At 59.0% G+C, this 17,001-nt stretch carries 15 protein-coding genes; 4 read left to right on the top strand and 11 right to left on the bottom strand.

Annotated elements, in window-relative coordinates:
- From PMX60_RS04650 to PMX60_RS04690, 9 genes are all read right to left on the bottom strand, one after another.
- The coding region (locus PMX60_RS04650) for a PTS mannose/fructose/sorbose/N-acetylgalactosamine transporter subunit IIC (protein ID WP_271747060.1) at positions 1–611 on the bottom strand (611 nt) is incomplete at its 3' end.
- 58 nt (positions 612–669) lie between these two features.
- A complete protein-coding gene (locus tag PMX60_RS04655) occupies positions 670–1,152 on the bottom strand; it encodes a PTS sugar transporter subunit IIB (protein ID WP_099432286.1) in 483 nt (160 codons plus the stop codon).
- A 57-nt stretch (positions 1,153–1,209) separates the two neighbouring features.
- On the bottom strand, positions 1,210–1,629 hold the full coding sequence (locus PMX60_RS04660) for a PTS sugar transporter subunit IIA (RefSeq protein ID WP_148346728.1): 420 nt from the start codon (positions 1,627–1,629) through the stop codon (positions 1,210–1,212).
- A gap of 46 nt (positions 1,630–1,675) precedes the next feature.
- Positions 1,676–2,737 carry an SIS domain-containing protein gene (locus PMX60_RS04665; RefSeq protein ID WP_271747061.1) on the bottom strand — a complete coding sequence of 354 codons (1,062 nt, stop codon included), beginning with the start codon at positions 2,735–2,737 and terminating at the stop codon, positions 1,676–1,678.
- A gap of 60 nt (positions 2,738–2,797) precedes the next feature.
- Complete coding sequence (locus tag PMX60_RS04670; RefSeq protein WP_271747062.1) at positions 2,798–3,913, bottom strand: SIS domain-containing protein; 1,116 nt, start codon at positions 3,911–3,913, stop codon at positions 2,798–2,800.
- A 194-nt stretch (positions 3,914–4,107) separates the two neighbouring features.
- Positions 4,108–4,821 (bottom strand): GntR family transcriptional regulator, encoded by a 714-nt coding sequence (locus PMX60_RS04675; protein WP_271747063.1) that lies wholly within the window; start codon positions 4,819–4,821, stop codon positions 4,108–4,110.
- On the bottom strand, positions 4,806–5,573 hold the full coding sequence (locus PMX60_RS04680; protein ID WP_271747064.1) for a GntR family transcriptional regulator: 768 nt from the start codon (positions 5,571–5,573) through the stop codon (positions 4,806–4,808). Before PMX60_RS04680 ends, PMX60_RS04675 begins: the two co-directional genes overlap by 16 nt.
- A 38-nt stretch (positions 5,574–5,611) precedes the next feature.
- The gene (locus PMX60_RS04685; protein ID WP_271747065.1) at positions 5,612–6,100 is read right to left on the bottom strand and encodes a hypothetical protein; all 489 of its coding nucleotides are present in this window, start codon (positions 6,098–6,100) and stop codon (positions 5,612–5,614) included.
- Between the two features lie 188 nt (positions 6,101–6,288).
- Entirely contained in the window at positions 6,289–7,317 is a 1,029-nt protein-coding gene (locus PMX60_RS04690) for a LacI family DNA-binding transcriptional regulator (protein ID WP_055310491.1), read from the bottom strand.
- Positions 7,318–7,500: 183 nt separating this feature from the next.
- Between PMX60_RS04690 and murB the strand changes: the two genes are divergently transcribed.
- Entirely contained in the window at positions 7,501–8,463 is a 963-nt protein-coding gene (gene murB, locus PMX60_RS04695; protein ID WP_271747066.1) for a UDP-N-acetylmuramate dehydrogenase, read from the top strand.
- Between the two features lie 218 nt (positions 8,464–8,681).
- On the opposite strand, the gene PMX60_RS04700 is transcribed toward murB, so the two are convergent.
- Positions 8,682–9,887 (bottom strand): coiled-coil domain-containing protein, encoded by a 1,206-nt coding sequence (locus tag PMX60_RS04700; protein ID WP_215673960.1) that lies wholly within the window; start codon positions 9,885–9,887, stop codon positions 8,682–8,684.
- 267 nt (positions 9,888–10,154) lie between these two features.
- Here PMX60_RS04700 and galE point away from each other — a divergent pair, with 267 nt between their 5' ends.
- The 3 genes from galE (at position 10,155) to glgP (ending at position 15,338) form a co-directional block, all read left to right on the top strand.
- Complete coding sequence (gene galE, locus PMX60_RS04705) at positions 10,155–11,216, top strand: UDP-glucose 4-epimerase GalE (protein WP_271747068.1); 1,062 nt, start codon at positions 10,155–10,157, stop codon at positions 11,214–11,216.
- Between the two features lie 208 nt (positions 11,217–11,424).
- On the top strand, positions 11,425–12,942 hold the full coding sequence (gene malQ / locus PMX60_RS04710) for a 4-alpha-glucanotransferase (RefSeq protein ID WP_271747069.1): 1,518 nt from the start codon (positions 11,425–11,427) through the stop codon (positions 12,940–12,942).
- 128 nt (positions 12,943–13,070) lie between these two features.
- Entirely contained in the window at positions 13,071–15,338 is a 2,268-nt protein-coding gene (glgP, locus tag PMX60_RS04715) for a glycogen/starch/alpha-glucan family phosphorylase (protein ID WP_271747070.1), read from the top strand.
- A 453-nt stretch (positions 15,339–15,791) separates the two neighbouring features.
- Here glgP and PMX60_RS04720 read toward each other — a convergent pair whose 3' ends face one another.
- On the bottom strand, positions 15,792–16,991 hold the full coding sequence (locus PMX60_RS04720) for an ABC transporter ATP-binding protein (protein ID WP_035137764.1): 1,200 nt from the start codon (positions 16,989–16,991) through the stop codon (positions 15,792–15,794).
- Between the last annotated feature and the right edge of the window lie 10 nt (positions 16,992–17,001).

Below are 17,001 nucleotides of genomic sequence, written 5' to 3' on the forward strand. Positions count from 1 at the left end.
GGCACGAGCTGCTTGGTGAGCACCAGGCGGCCGAGCATGGCGAAGCCCATGGCCGGCAGGATGTTGGCGGCAACGCCAAAGCCAGCAAGGACAAAGGGCGGGATGAAGTCGAGCAGGCCCTGGATGGCGTCAGCACCCAGATAGAACGACAGCGAGCACAGCAGGAACGCCATGATGATACCGGTCAAACCGATCAGGAAGTGCATCGCATAGACACCCTTAAGGTTGCCCTGGCCGGAGTAGACATCAGCGCGGTCGACCAGGATCGGCAGGGCGGCGTTAAGGATGTTCTTGATGGCAAGGCACAGCGTGGCGATGGGCATGGCAAGCGCGATGGCTGCCTCGGTGCTCTGGCCCAGCTGGATAGCGAAGGCGCAGGCGAGCACGCCGCCGATCGTCTCATCAGGCGGCACGTAGGCGCCGATGGAGATCGAGCCCATGAACAGCAGCTCCAGACTCGCACCGATCGCGAGGCCGGACTGCAGGTCCCCCAGCACCAGGCCCACGAGCGGGCACAGGACGATGGGGCGGAACGCGTAGAGCGTACCGAGCTGGCAGTCGAACTTACCAAACGCGGCGATAAGTCCGATGAGGATTGCTTGGGTAAGCATACATCCCCCTTTCCATATAGGACACTACGAAGAGCTCAGACTCTTCGAAATTGAACGCCTAGAGCACGCTGGCGCAGTCGACCTTGGGGTCATCGGCCAGGGGTCGAATCTCGACCTCAACGCCACGATCCAGCATCTCGCGCACATCGGCTTCCTCGGCCGCGGTCAGGAAGATCTGACGAGAGACCTGACGAGCGTCGGGACGCTTCTCGTCCTTGGGCTTGGTGTTGCCCAGGTTGACCGACTTGATCTGCGGGCAGCCCTCAACAAGCTGCTTTGCCTCAGCGATAGTGGCGACGCAGATGATCATCTTGTACTTGTCGGTCACGCCCGAGTTGATAGCTTCGATTGCATGCTCCATATCTTTGATGACGAGCTTGCAGCCGGCAGGCTTGCCCATCTTGAGCGTCGTCTTCCACACCGGGTCGTTAGCGACCTTATCGCCCACGCAGAAGATGCAGTTGGAGCCAAGGCCCTGAACCCAGGAAACTGCGACCTGGCCATGAAGCAGGCGATGGTCAACGCGAAGTAGCTGAATCATAATGTGACCCCCCAAAGGTCTTGTGCCGTCATACGGCGTGTCAGTAGGTGCTGCGGATTAGAACTCTTCCTCCTCCTCGTCATCGACCAAAAGATCGTTGACAAACTTCACGCGCGTATCGTCCGCAGCGACGATGGCGCGAATCGTCTCCTCAACCGGCGCCGACTCGTCAGAGAACAGCAGCTGGATGAGCAGAGGAAGGTTCATGTTGGTAACGAGGTACGTGCGGGGACGCGTCTGGACGATCTTGGTGAACTCGTTGTTAACGCTACCGCCAAAGAGGTCGGTGCAGACAACGACATCATCGTCGGCAGACATGCCTGCCAGCAGTTTTTGGGCCTCCTCGGCCACGTCCATGCGGCCATCGACGAACATCGAAAGATCGTGGACGTTGTCGCGAGCGCCCGAGAGCAGCTCGACGCTCTCCTTGATGCCGGTGGCGAAGTGCGCATGGCTGGCGATGATGTACTGCCTCATTCTGTGTTCCTCTCAATAGCCCGGCACGTTCCCGCACCCGTTTTCTTTAGTAGTCGAACTGGTGATAGTAGCGACGATACTTGAGGTTGTGCTTGGTGACCGTCTCGTAGTAGCGAGCCAGGCGGTCGGTCACGAGCACCGTCAGAATCCACGGGGAGACGATGACGCGGAACTCGTCGTCAAGGCCGGGGATCGCGAACTCGGCGGTGTCGATGATGTTGATGTCGGTGTCGCCGGTCACGCCGCGGGTCAGGAAGGCGCGGACGCGCTCGTCGAGCTTGCGGTTCTCGTCCTCGCCCATGAACAGGAAGACCGGGACGCCGGGCTCCACGAGCTCGAGGGTGCCGTGGAAGAAGTCGGCCGAGGTGATGTAGCGGGTGCGCTTCCACTGCATCTCCTCCAGGATGCACATCGAGAACAGAATCGTCTCGCCCCACAGGGCGCCGGAGCCGATGAACATGGTGTAGGGGGCCAGGGCGTACTTCTTGGCGAGCTCCTCGGCGCGCGGCTCGAAGCGCTTGCGGATGTCGAGCATGTCCTTCCAGATATCCTTGGTCTGCTCGATAAACAGATCGAACTTGGGGAAGCAGCCGCGGCGGTTGAGCAGGCGCAGGCCGAAGCAGTCGGCGAGGTAGTAGCCCTTCTCGCAGCCGCCCGAACCATGGTCGGAAGCCATGGCGACGCAGTTCTCGGCACCGACAGCCTGGCCGATGGGGCCCTCGGGCTTGGTCATGGCGTAGACGCGCACGCCCATGTCCTTCATCTTCTTGACGGCCTCGAGGACCTCGGGGGTGGTGCCGGACTCGGAGGCGGTGAGCACGACGGACTTCTCGGTCATGCGCTTGTGGCCCATGGCGTTCCACTCGGCGGCGTGGATTAGGTAGACCTCGAGGTCGCGGTCGCCGAACTTGTTCATGAGGTACTCGAGCTGCATGAGCTCGTCCCAGGTGCCGCCGACGCCCATCAGGAACACGGCGTCGTAGCCCTCGTCGGCGACCTTGTCGGCGAGCGCGGTCATCTTCTTGCCGGTCTCGTAGAGCGCCTTGCCGTCCTCGAGATAGCCCTCCTGGTCGAAATGCATGATCTCGATCTTCTCGGTTTCCTTCATTTGTCTCTCCTTTCTGGGGTTGTTTCCACATCCCCCATGCCAACGGGCATCAAAACCCGCTTACATTCCGTAACACTCAGCCGCTTTGGCCTTAAGCGCATTGACTGACTCTTCGTAGCCCTCTGCCTTGACCTCCATTTGCTTGGAGACAGCATCGAGATACGGGTGAACGCCCCATGACTTCAGACGCTCGGCGATTATTGCCGCAATCGTCTGGAAGAACACGAGATTGGGAATTGCGCTGAGCAGCGGAGCCACCTGAGGCACCACAACCTCGTGAGCCCCACCCTTGGGATGGGCCGTGAGCAGCACCGTTTTTGTCGTAACGTTCGATAGCGCATCGGCGATATTCGCAAGACGCTCCGACCCCTGCGGATCGTCGACAATAAACACCAGATAGCCCGGAACGATCTGCATCTCGGGACCGTGGACGAACTCCTCGCCTTCGTGATGCATGGCAGGAATCTTGATGGTCTCGCTCAGCTTGAGCGCTGCCTCCTCGGCAACACCATAGTTGGGGCCGTTGCCGACGACCATAGCGGGCGTGTGCTCAGAAAGCTCGAGCATGTGGTCTTGGACATATGCCTCGGCGGCCTTGCACATCACGGCATTGGCCTGGATAGCCTCGCGCAGGTCGTCAAGACGCTGGGCAACGCCCTTGGCGTCAATCGTTCCGCGCGCCTGACCGCCGTAAATACCAAAGAGCACCAGATACTCAACGAGAACCTCGACGCCCAGAGTCACAAAGTCCACCGACTCGACGCCCACACCGTAGTCAAGAACGATGTCAGCGTGTTCCTTGATGGGTGCCTCGACGTTTGCCGTGAGCGCAACTGCAGCCATATCGTGTGCGCGCATGTAATCGAGCGCCGCAATCGTATTGGTTGAATAGCCGCTCTGCGAGACGGCAATGTTAAGCGCGTGCTGTGGATAGGTGTGTTCAAAATCGACGAAGGCCTCGGGCGTCACAACGGACGCCTGCATCTGCAGCGCATCTTGCAGGTAATCGCGGGCGCAATCCGCAGCATGGCGCGACGAACCCGAAGCAACGATGCGCAGCGCGTCAAAAGAACCGGACTGGAAAATATCAACGAGCTGCGCTACCAGCTCAGACGAACGCTCGAGGTTCTCTCCCATACGCACATGGGCAAGCTGAACGTAATCGAGCATCTTCATCGTCTCACCTCGTAACAAATCATTAGTATTTGACACCAATCACAGTTACAGGTTACGGCTTTTTGATACCTCTTTGTCGATTAATTTATCCCCTTCGGCGAACGATCGATTTTGAGCCATGTAAGGTTGTATATACAGCCTGCTCAACGAATCAAAATTCCGTCAACTTTTCAGCCCGTTATGCAAAAAACCAGCTAGTACGTATAGGTATATCCACCCGCATCACCGCGGTTAAACGACTTGACGTACTCGATCGCCTGGCCGCTCGCATCGAAGCTCACGCACTCAAGCGTCAAGGCAAGATCGCCCTGCTCCAGTCCAAGCAGGCCGGCATCTCGCGCGCCCAGTGCCTCGATATCGAGCTTCTCCTGCGCCATGACCGGCTTTCGGCCCAGCATCTCATAGGTCTCGTACAAACTGAAGACCGACACGTCATTATTTTCGATTGTGGGAAACAGCAGGCACGGGATGAACGCCATCTCAATCGATACGGGATCGCCGTTGACGCAGTTCAAACGCCGAATCGAATACAGCAAATCGTCCTCGGCAATGCCAAACAGGTTGGCATAATAAGGGCCCGCATAACGCTTGGAACGCGCGAGGATGCGGACGGACGGCTCGCCGCCCGAAGCACGAACCGACTCGCGAAAGCCTCCTGTTCGCTCGTAGGCAACGGGCACTTTCTGTGCCACAAACGCGCCCTTTCCGCGGACGCGACGAATCTGCCCGCGCCGAACCAACTCATCGACAGCACTCCGGATGGTCAAGCGTGTCGTACCAAATTCCTCGGCGAGGTCTTTTTCGGACGGAATCATGGAACCCGTGGGATATATACCGCGTTCGATACGCTCTTCAATGCGACGTCGTATGCGCATATAAACCGGGGTGGCATCTACTGTTTCAGCCATTGTTCACCTGCCACGCTCCTCATGCCGTTCTTTTCACCGTTATCGGCAAAGCGGAACTTTGTGGGCAAAATCACCGATTTGCAATGCTCCACAAAACGCATGTCCTTATCAAATTCGATCGTGCTCTCATAGAACACCGGCGTTCCCTCTTCTTGCTGGAGCAGCTCGGCCTCTTCGACGTTCAAACGCGAGATGGAGATATGCTCACGTCCATGCTCAACACGCACGCCACCTTCTTTGAGCAAGACATCGTAAAGGCTCTCGCACTCAAAATCGTGCTCGGGAAGCGATGGGCACAGGGACAGGTTAACGTGAGCCGTCTCGATTGACGCCGGCTCGCCCTCAATAAGTCGAACGCGCTGCATGCGGAGCAAAGGGGCGCCTACAGCCACCCCAAGCTTGTCGGCAAGCGTCTTATCCGCCTCGATGGTCCCGGTGGAAACCAGACGAGAAGAGGGGTGCAGGCCGGCAGTCCGCACAGCATCGGAGAAGTTATATGTTTCCTGAAAGATGTTCAGCGGCTTGGGAGGACACACATACGTGCCCGATCCGCGACGGCTCTCAAGCGTTCCACACGAGATGAGCCGCGTGATACCGGCACGCAACGCCGTACGCGAAACGCCAATCTCTTCGCACAGCACGCGCTCGGCCGGCAGGCGATCGCCGCCGGCAAGCTGATGGTGCTGGATATACCAAAGAATTCCCTCAACAGCACGATCTTTGGGGGGAATTGCATAAGATTCGCCTGCCATTGCACAGACTCCTCATTCAGAAACGTATGCCGCCAAAATTAGGCCAGCCCTCCCATGGCATCAAATTCTGCCTTGATCTTCTCGGCGACATTCCGATACGACTTATATAGACTTGAATCGCGTTTGACCTCGTCGGTCATAACGGGAATCTCTAATTTGGAAACCTCGTCTTTTCCCGTCTGAACCGCCACAACAACGCCCATACCAAGACACATATTACGCTTGGCAGCATTTATTTTTGCTGCCTTGGCAGGATTTGCCAGGATACGCTGGGCAAATTCCTGTTTAGAGACCGTTTCTTCGGCCTCCGGATCGCCCGCCTCGGCCACTTCGCACTGCAACACGTCCGCATAGTCAAAAATCTTCGGCTCGCCACCGCGTTGATGCACAGCCCACTTGCGATGCGTGGCATCCTGGTAGATAGCCGGCAAAAACGTAAACCGCGGCGGGTCCAAAATCGTATCCGTGATGGTAAACACATCGGGATCAAAGGCATCCTGCGGGTTTTTCTTCTTGAACAGCCCCATATCAGCCTCCCGTACTAGCATTAAACAACTCAAGCTGATTATAGCACCAATTTCAAGCCGCCGCCTTACCCTATCGGTGCGCGGCGTCTATGGCTCGCCCAGCGGAAGAGTTCACGGACGAGGGCCGGGGTGCCTGCCGGAAAATAGCGGACACTCCACATGCAATCTATGCAAACAAACAAGTATGCTTAGCTACATTCGGTAAGATCGAGCACGCTGCCCTTCACGATAAGCGCCGGCTCCAGAACGACTTCTTCGGCACGTCTACCGCCCCTACCGGCAAGGCGCTTGGACATGCAGCCAAAAGCATGCTCCGCGAGGATACCAGGATCCTGCTCAATCGCGGTCAGCGCCGGCTCAAAGAGAACGTCGGCGGCCGAGTTGTCGTAACTCACCACCGAGATGTCGCCCGGAATGCTCTTCCCCATCTCGTGTAAGCGCTTGAGCAGACCGAGGGCAATGTTATCCGAGCTTGCGAACACGGCGGTGGCATCAGTTGCGAGCACCGCCTCCGAGGCCTCGTAGGCACTCGGAATGTAGTACTCGCTCTCAAACTCCAAACGCGCGTCGATAGGCAAGCCAACCTCGCGCAGTGCGCGCTCATAGCCGGCAAGTCGCTTACGCCCCGTATTGGAACGGCGCGCGTTAACCAAGCAGGCAATGCGACGGTGCCCCTGCTCGATCAGATAGCGGGTGGCCATGTAGCCACCCATCTCGTGGTCGAACATCACCTTGTCGCACTCGAGCCCTTCAATGGCACGGTCGACCATTACGGCCGGGATGGGCAGGTGGCTGACTTCTTCGCGCAGGGCACGGTCGTCGGAGAACTCGTCGCCCACGACCAGGAAGACGCCATCAACGCCGCGCGTCACCAGCTGGCGCAGCAGCTCCAGATCGTCATCGGCGCTTCCACCCGAGCTGGTAATGAAGAGCGCATAGCCATCCTCGCGGCAGCGCTTTTCCAGGCTACCGGCGAGCGAGGCAAAAAAGCGGCTCTCGATGTTAGGGACGATAAGGCCCAGCGTGCGCGACTCGCGCATGACCAAACTACGCGCAATCTGGTTAGGAACATAGTGGTTGCGCGCCGCGACCTCCTTGATGAGTTTACGGTTTTCTTCCGAGATGCGACAGGGCCGATTATTGAGCACAAGCGAGACCGACGAGGGGGAAAGCCCCACCTCCTGGGCGATCTGCTTGAGGGTGACTTTGTTGGCCATCTCGCTCCTTCCGGGTTTACGCGCAATCTCTTGAAAGTATAGCGACTACCCCTCTACCTCGGTGATAAACACTTTACCAATCCGGTAGACGGCTGTTTTATCGCCGCCAGCGCACCAAATCCGTCCGGGTGGGGTATATTGCAATCGATTGATGACAACAACCACCAAAAGGCGGATATTCGTATGCACGAGAACGACTTTTTTAACGAGGACCTGCTGTGCGCGCTTGCTGGCGTTGCCGGCGAGGACAACGTGCTGATGAGCGAGCCCATGCGCGAGCACACCACGTTTAAGATCGGCGGCCCGGCCGACGTCTTTGTCACGCCCGATACCGAGCAGGGCCTCGTCGCCACGCTCGACACCTGTTATCGCTGCGACCTGCCGCTCACCATCGTGGGCAACGGCTCCGACCTGCTCGTCGGCGACAAGGGTATCCGCGGCGTTGTCGTGGCGCTGAGCAAGGGCCTCTCCGACATTACGGTCGACGGCACGCATGTCACGGCGGCAGCCGGTGCCTTGCTTTCCGATGTCGCCGCGGCGGCAGCCGAGGCCAGCCTTACCGGCATGGAGCCCATCTCGGGCATCCCCGGATCGGTCGGCGGCGCCTGCTACATGAACGCCGGTGCCTACGGTGCCTGCATGGCCGATGTGCTGGAGTCCGTGCGCGTCTACAAACCCGCTCGCCAGCTCGACGACGGCACCCGCGGTAGCGGCAACATCATCGAATTCGATGTCGATGAGCTCAACCTGGGCTATCGCAAGAGCCGCATCGCCGACGACGGCTTTATCGTTCTTTCTGCCACCTTCAACCTCGCTCCGGGCAACGCCGCGATGATCAAGGCCGACATGGACGACTACCGTCAGCGTCGCGAAGACAAGCAACCGCTCGACATGCCGAGTGCCGGCTCCACTTTCAAGCGCCCCGAGGGTTACTTTGCCGGCAAACTCATCATGGATGCCGGCCTGCGAGGACACGCCGTTGGCGGCGCGCAGGTAAGCGAAAAGCACTGCGGCTTTATCGTCAACGCCGACCACGCCACCGCCGCCGACGTCGACGAACTCATCCGCCACATCCAGGCAACCGTCAAAGACCAATTCAACGTAGACCTAGAACCCGAAGTCCACCGAGTAGGCGAATTCCTTTAACAAAGAAGGCCCCGAAAGGGGCCTTCACCATATTTATTCAGATAACCCAGTCCGGTGTGTCGCGCTCAGGACCCGAGAGGGCCGGGACAGTCCGAGAGGCATAAGGTTGATCGCGAGTTCCGCACGAGCCGGAGAGCACTTAATGTGCTCTCCGTGCGAGCAGGACTGCCCGAGCAGGCAACCTTATGCCTCTCGGACTGTCCCGGACCAAGCCGCAGCTACGACAGCGCAATACCGCCGAGCCAGCCCCAACGCACGCCAGAGCCAGTGCCATAGAAGCTAATAAACGAGTCAAGCGACTTAGACGTAATGGCACCCTCGTTGCTCATAACGATGCCGCCGCCAACGTAGATACCCACATGACCGTAGATAAGGCCCGGAGCACCCGTGCCGCTATGCGATGAGTCGGCCACAATCATGCCCACCTGTAGCGCCGAGCGGTCGGAGCTATAGCACCAGGCGTTGAACATGTCACACGCGTTGCCGCCAAAATAGCCCACGCCGGCGTTACGGAAGACATTGGTAACCCACGCCGCGCACCAGTTCTGACCCGGCGAAGGCGTGGAGTAGCACGCGTTGACGACGGCCTGCTGTTTGCCCGAGCCGGCATTCTGTTGCGGGGTTCCAGGCGCATACGATCCGCCACCCGAGCTTGAGCCACCCGAGTAGGAATTGTTCTTGTTCGCGGCAGCCGCGGCAGCGGCAGCCTTCCTAGCAGCCTCCTCGGCCTGGGCGGCAGCGAGGATCTCGGAATCGCGCTGAGCCATGAGCTCCTTGACGTCGTCGGAAAGACCGTTCAGCACGGTCTGGACTTCTTGCTGCTTGGCCTGCATATCCTGCATCTGAGCCGTCTGCTGGTCCTTGAGTTTCTCCAGGTCGGCCTTTTGTGCTTCGAGCTCGGTCTTCTGTGCGTCGAGCTCAGCCTGAATCGTCTGGATATCCTCGATGGCATCGCGGTCGCTCTTGTTGATCTTCTCAACGTAATGCGCGTTGGCGACGAGTTCCTCAAACGAGCCAGAGGCCAGCAGCAAAGACAGGATGTTCGTGCCGCCGGACTTGTAGCTGGCGGCCACGCGATCGGAAAGGTCGTTGCGCTTCTTCTTGAGCTCGGCCTTCTTTTCATCGATCTGGGCCTGCGTGTCGTCAATCTTGCCCTGGACATTCTCGATGTCGTTGAGGGTCTGGGCATTCTTGTTGGCCAGCGCCGCATACTCATTTGCGATGCTGTCGAGCTGGGCCTGAACCTCGTCGAGCTGGGCCTGGGCGGCATTCAGTTTATCGGTGGTTTCTTTGGAAGCCTCCGCCGCATGGGCGCGAGCGGGCAGGCCAAAAAGAACTGCCGCAGAAGCGGCGCCGAACAGGGCCTTGAGGGCAGTGCGGCGCGAGAGCTCCTGGGAAAGGATGGAATCGCTGTTTGGTGACATATGTACTCCGTTACATGTTTATTTATATGTCGCTCAACTCATACATATTAGCGTACATATGGCGCGTCCCAACGATTTCCACGAACGGCAGGAAACTACAAGGTCAGCGGCTCGTAAGCAAATGCCAAAGATCAGGTTATGCGTACGCAAGCTCTTCTGATGAGTACGTTAGCACAATCCTCTGCTTTTCCCACAGCGCACGATTTGGGCGTCCCTGCCTGCGCTATACTCCCCTGAAGAAGTGTTCCTGATTCGATAGGAGACTACATGTCCAAAGCACTCGACCCCAAAGACACCTGCGTCCTCGTTACCGGTGGCGCCGGCTTTATCGGCTCGCACACCGTCGTTCAGCTGCTCGAAGGTGGCTACCAGGTCGTCATCGTCGATGATCTCTCCAACTCCTGCGCCGTCGCCGTCGACCGCGTCAAGACCATCGTGGGCGACGAGGCCGCCAAGAACCTCACCTTCTACGAGGCCAACGTGCTCGACCGCGATGCGATGAACAAGATCTTCGATACCCATCAGATCGACCGCGTCATCCACTTTGCCGGCTTTAAGGCCGTCGGCGAGTCGGTGAGCAAGCCCGTCGAGTACTACCACAACAACATCGAGAACACCCTGGTGCTCATCGACGTCATGCGCAACCATGGCTGCAAGTCCATCATCTTCTCGAGCTCCTCGACCGTCTACGGCGACCCGGACAACCCGCCCGTCACCGAGGAGGATCCTAAGAAGCCCGCGACCAACCCCTATGGTTGGACCAAGTGGATGATCGAGCAGATCCTTATGGACGTCCATACCGCCGACCCCGAGTGGGACGTCGTGCTGCTCCGTTACTTCAACCCCATCGGCGCTCATCCGTCGGGCCTGATCGGCGAGGACCCCAAGGGCATCCCCAACAACCTGGTGCCCTATGTCGCCCAGGTTGCCGTGGGCAAGCTCGAGGCCGTTCAGGTCTTTGGCAACGACTACCCCACCCCCGACGGCACCGGCGTGCGCGACTACATTCACGTGTGCGATCTGGCCTCTGGTCACGTTGCCGCCCTTAACTGGATGAACGGCAAGACCGGCGTCGAGATCTTTAACCTGGGCACCGGCACCGGCACCTCGGTACTCGAGGTCGTCGCCGCCTTCTCCAAGGCTTGTGGCAAGGAGCTGCCCTACGTGATCCGCGAGCGCCGCGCCGGCGACATCGCTGCCAACTGGTGCGATGCCTCCAAGGCCGAGCGTATGATGGGCTGGAAGGCCCAGTACGACATCGCGGACATGTGCCGCGATAGCTGGAACTGGCAGAGCCACAACCCCAACGGCTTCGCCGACGCCGAGTAGCAAAAACCTACATACCGCTCTTGCCCCGATCTCACGTTGTGAGGTCGGGGCTTTTTCATGGCATGTAACCATTCGCCGAAAATCGACCAACTTTTTTATCTTACCTGTACATGTTTAAACAACATGTTTTACAATAGGCGTATCGAATCAGAACATCGGAGGCGGACTGCACACCCATCGGCAGGCCGACCCCACAACAAGAAGGTTGGTGAGCGCATTCATGGAGCGTGCAAGCGGCGTCCTCATGCCCGTCTCATCTCTGCCCGGACCATACGGAATCGGCGGCTTTGGTTGGAATGCCTACGACTTCGTCGATTTTCTCGCCTCGTGCAAACAACATTACTGGCAGATTCTGCCCCTTACGACGACCAGCTATGGCGATTCGCCCTATCAGTCGTTCTCGGCCCGCGCAGGCAACCCCAACTTTATCGACTTTGCCGAGCTTATCGAGGCAGGGTATCTGGAGCAGCGCGATATCGATGGCGTGTATCTGGGATCCGACCCCAGTAACGTCGACTACGGTGCTATCTTTGGCGGCCGCCGTCAGATTCTCGACCGCGCCGCTGAGCGCTTTGCTGCCGACAAGCCGGCCGATTTCGATGACTTTATCCAGGCCAACGAGGACTGGCTCATCCCCTACTGTGAGTTTATGACCGTCAAAGAGGAGTGCGGTCTCAAGGCGTTTTGGGAGTGGCCCGCGGAGCTCCGTACCCGCGGCGAGGCTTCCGCCAAGGTCTGCGCCGACCATCCGGCGCGTATGCTCTACCACCAGATGACGCAGTACTTCTTCGATCGCCAGTGGAGCCGCCTCAAGGCCTATGCCAACGAGCGCGACATTCTCATCATCGGCGACCTGCCCATCTATGTCTCGCGTGACTCCGTCGAGATGTGGGCGACGCCTGAGCTCTTTAAGATCGACGCCGCCGGCAATCCGGTGAGCGTCGCCGGCACGCCGCCCGACCAGTTCTCGGCCACCGGCCAGTACTGGGGCAACCCCATCTACGACTGGGACGCCATGGAGTCCGACGGCTTCTCCTGGTGGGAGGGCCGCATTCGCGCCGCCCTCGACATGTACGACGTCATCCGCCTGGATCACTTCCGCGGCTTCGAGGCCTATTGGGAGGTGCCGTTCTCCTCGCCCGATTCGTCCTACGGTTCGTGGACGCAGGGTCCCGGCCTCAAGTTCTTCAAGACGCTCGAGGAAAAGCTCGGCACGCTGCCCATCATCGCCGAGGACCTGGGCTTCCTCACCCCCGGCGTCATCGACATGCGCGACAACTCGGGCTTCCCCGGCATGAAGATCCTGCAGTTTGCCTTTGAGGGCACCAACTCGTACTACCTGCCGCATAACTACATCGCCAACACCGTCGCCTATGTGGGCACCCACGACAACGAGACGGCGCGCGGTTGGTTTGAGGGAACGGCTACCCCGCGTCAGCGCGAGCAGGCAGCCCTGTACACCCATCAGCAGGCCGGCGAACCCATGACAGATGCACTCAATCGCACCATCGCCGCCAGCGTGAGCGACACGTGCATCTACACCATGCAGGATTTGCTCAACTTGGGCAACGAGGCGCGCATCAACACCCCTGCCACGCTGGGCGGCAACTGGACCTGGCGCATGCTCGACGGCGCCATCACCCGCGAGCTCGAGCACAAGCTCACCGACTGGACCGAGACCTACTTCCGTATCCCGTCGGAAGCCGAAATCGAGCTTCCTCAATAGGAGCTACCGCGCCCGACCCCTCCCCACCGTGCGGACGCGCTTGCTTTTCCCGCGCGAGGCCACCCCAATCCCCTCGCGCGGGCTTCTTATGAATTGCAGACATGAAACAACCCATCACAGGAGAAAACATGCCCCAAATTAACCTCATGGAACTCGCCGAGCAGTCTTTTGGCACCTCGCTCGAGCAGCTCGACGACCGTCGCATTTACAAGCTGCTGGTCAAACTCGTGCAGGAGCGCTCTGCCACCTGCCCGCTCAACAACGGCAAGAAAAAGCTCTATTACATTTCCGCCGAATTTTTGATCGGCAAGCTGCTCATCAACAACATGATCGACCTCGGCATCTACGACGAGGTTAAGGACCAGCTCACCGCCGCAGGCCACGACCTCAACAAGATCGAGGAATTCGAGGTCGAGCCGTCACTCGGCAACGGCGGCCTGGGCCGCTTGGCCGCATGCTTCCTGGATTCCATCGCCACGCTGGGCTTGACCGGCGATGGCGTGGGCCTCAACTATCACTACGGTCTGTTCCGTCAGCGCTTTGTCGACAACCAGCAGAAGGCCGTCCCCGACGAGTGGCTCGGTGAGCAGGACATCCTAGTCGACGATGACCGCTCCTACACCGTCGAGTTCGGCGATTTTGCCGTTACCTCCAAGCTCGTCAACATCGATGTGCCCGGTTACGGCCAGCCCACCAAGAACCGCCTGCGTTTGTTCGACCTGGCGAGCGTCGACGACGGCCTGGTCCCCGGCAGCTCCATCGACTTCGACAAGACCGAGATCGCCAAGAACCTCACCTTGTTCCTCTACCCCGACGATTCCGACGAGCAGGGCCGCCTACTTCGCATCTATCAGGAGTACTTCATGGTGAGCAACGCCGCCCAGCTCCTGATCGACGAGGCCGTCGAGCGCGGCAGCAACCTGCACGATCTGGCCGATTACGCCGTTGTCCAGATCAACGACACGCACCCCACCATGGTCATTCCCGAGCTCATTCGCTTGCTCACCACCGAGCATGGCATCGAGTTTGACGAGGCCGTGACCATCGTACGCTCCATGGTCGCCTACACTAACCACACGATTCTTGCCGAGGCGCTCGAGAAGTGGCCGCTCGCCAGCCTACAGAAGGTCTCCCCTGCCATCGCCGACATTATCGTCAAGCTCGATGAGATCGCGAAGGCCGAGCACGATGACCCGCGCGTCGCCATCATCGACAAACACGATACCGTCCACATGGCCCACATGGACATCCACTTTGGCTTCTCCATCAACGGCGTAGCTGCCCTCCACACCAAGATCCTGGAGGACACCGAGCTTCATCCGTTCTACGAGATCTATCCCAAGAAGTTCTCCAACAAGACCAACGGCATCACCTTCCGCCGCTGGATCCATGGGGCCAACCCCGCGCTCGCCAGCCTGCTCGACGATGTGATCGGCACCGACTGGCGCAGCACCGGCGATCTGAGCAAACTCGCCAAGTTCGCCGACGACAAGGACGTTCTTGAGCGCCTGGCCGCCACCAAGGTCGAGGCCAAGGCCATCATGCGCCAGTTCATGGCGCTCGAGCAGGGCGTGACCATTCCCTCCAACGCCATCATCGACGTCCAGGTCAAGCGCATCCACGAGTACAAGCGCCAGCAGATGCTCGCGCTCTACATCATCTGGAAGTACCTCGATATCAAGAACGGCAACAGACCTAAGCACCCCGTCACCATCATCTTTGGCGGCAAGGCGGCGCCTGCCTACACTATCGCGCAGGACATCATCCATCTGATCTTGACGCTGTCGCAGTGGATTGCAAACGACCCCGACGTGGCTCCCTACCTGCAGGTCGTCATGATCGAGAACTACAACGTCACCGCCGCCGAGCGCGTGATCCCCGCCGCTGATATCTCCGAGCAGATCAGCCTGGCCTCCAAGGAGGCGAGCGGCACCTCCAACATGAAGTTCATGCTCAACGGCGCCCTAACCCTGTGCACGCTCGACGGCGCCAACGTGGAGATTGCCGAGCTCGTGGGCGACGAGAATATCTATACCTTTGGTGCCTCGTCCAAACAGGTCGAGCAGCTCTATGCCGACGGCACCTATGACGCCGGTGTGCTCTACCGCAAGCCCGGCATTAAACTGCTGGTGGACTTCATCACCAACCCGGCCTTTATGGCGACCGGCAACGTCGAGCGCCTGCAGCGCCTGCACGATGACATTAAGGGCAAGGACTGGTTTATGGCCCTGCTCGACATCGAGGAGTACATCCAGACCAAGGAGCACGTGTTGGCCGACTACGAGGACCAGGACGCCTGGATGCGCAAGACGCTCATCAATATCGCCAACGCCGGCACCTTCTCGTCTGACCGCACGATCTCCCAGTACAACGACGAGATTTGGCACCTGAGCTAATTTCGTTTCCTTTACCCATCCTCTTGAAAGCGGAGTCGTGGCAACGCGGCTCCGCTTTTTGTGCCCGCACGCTACCCTGTGACCCGACTCGACCGAAGAATCTCGATCTATAACAGCTACTCGGTAAAAACGGCCCCAGCTGTTACAGATTGAGACATACCGGCCCCCCTTGGGTTTATCTCAATCTGTAACATCTAGCAGCTGAAATTCACCTTTGGTGTTACAGATTTAGATGAAATGGTCAGCTCAGCGGAACTGTCTCGATCTGTAACACCTAGCGTCCGAAATCGGCCCTACCTGTTACAAATCAAGACAAACTGGCCGATGGACAACCCCAACACAAAGAAAGGCTCCCCTCTCGCCCAGCGGACGGGAGGGGAGCCTTATATGTGACCGCGGCAAAAGGATGGCAATACCGCAGTCGCCCAAAGGGAGGGTCCGGATGCACCGGGCCTAGATAAGGTTCTTGCCAGAGACCTTATCGAAGAGGTGGGTCGCGTTCTTCTCGAACTTGAACCAGATGGTGTCGCCAGCCTTGAGCGCGCCCTTGGCCTCGAGGTCGACGACGGGGATAATCAGGACAAACTGGCCGTCGGGAGCGGTCACGTGGACATGCTCGGTCGAGCCCATGAGCTCGGTCACCTCGACGGTACCCTGGAGCGCGCCCTCCTCGCCCTTGTCGGCAAGCAGGATCTGCTCGGGACGCACGCCGGCCGTAATCTCCTTCACGTCGCCGCCGTCCCAGTTGAGGGCAAGCTGAGCGCAAGTCTCGGGGGCGAGCGCCACGTTCATATCCTCGGTCTTGACGGTAAAGCCGTTGCCCGAGCGCACCAGCTGGGCATCGAAGAAGTTCATCTGCGGCACGCCGATGAAGCCGGCGACGAAGATGTTCGCGGGATGGTTGAAGACCTCCTGCGGCGTGGCGATCTGCTGGACGACGCCGTCCTTCATGACCACGATACGGTCGCCAAGGGTCATGGCCTCGGTCTGGTCGTGAGTAACATAAATGAACGTGCCCTTGATCTCGTGGCGCAGCTTAATGAGCTCGGCACGCATCTGGTTACGAAGCTTGGCGTCCAGGTTGGACAGCGGCTCGTCCATCAGGAAGACCTTGGGGTCACGCACGATGGCGCGGCCGATAGCGACACGCTGGCGCTGGCCGCCGGAGAGCGCCTTGGGCTTACGGTCGAGGTACTCGGTAATACCCAGAATCTCGGCAGCAGAGCGAACCTTGCGGTCGATCTCGTCCTTGGGAACCTTCTTGAGCTCGAGCGTAAATGCCATGTTCTCGTACACCGTCATATTGGGGTACAGAGCGTAGCTCTGGAACACCATGGCGATGTCGCGGTCCTTGGGCGCCACGTCGTTGACACGCTTGCCGTCGATGAGCACATCGCCCGAGGTAATGTCCTCCAGGCCGGCGACCATGCGCATCGTCGTGGACTTACCGCAGCCAGAGGGGCCAACGAGGACGACGAACTCCTGGTCGTGAACGGTGAGGTTGAAGTCCTCTACAGCGAGCACACCGTCCTCGGTAACCTTGAGGTTGTGCTTCTTCTCCTCGGTCTTCTTCTTTTTGCCAAAGAAGCCCTTCTTTTTTGACTCGTTGTTGGGATACACCTTCTGAACATGTTTGAGAACGATCTCGGCCATGTCTCTACCT

Source organism: Collinsella aerofaciens (genome assembly GCF_028206995.1).
Lineage (GTDB): Bacteria > Actinomycetota > Coriobacteriia > Coriobacteriales > Coriobacteriaceae > Collinsella > Collinsella aerofaciens_AQ.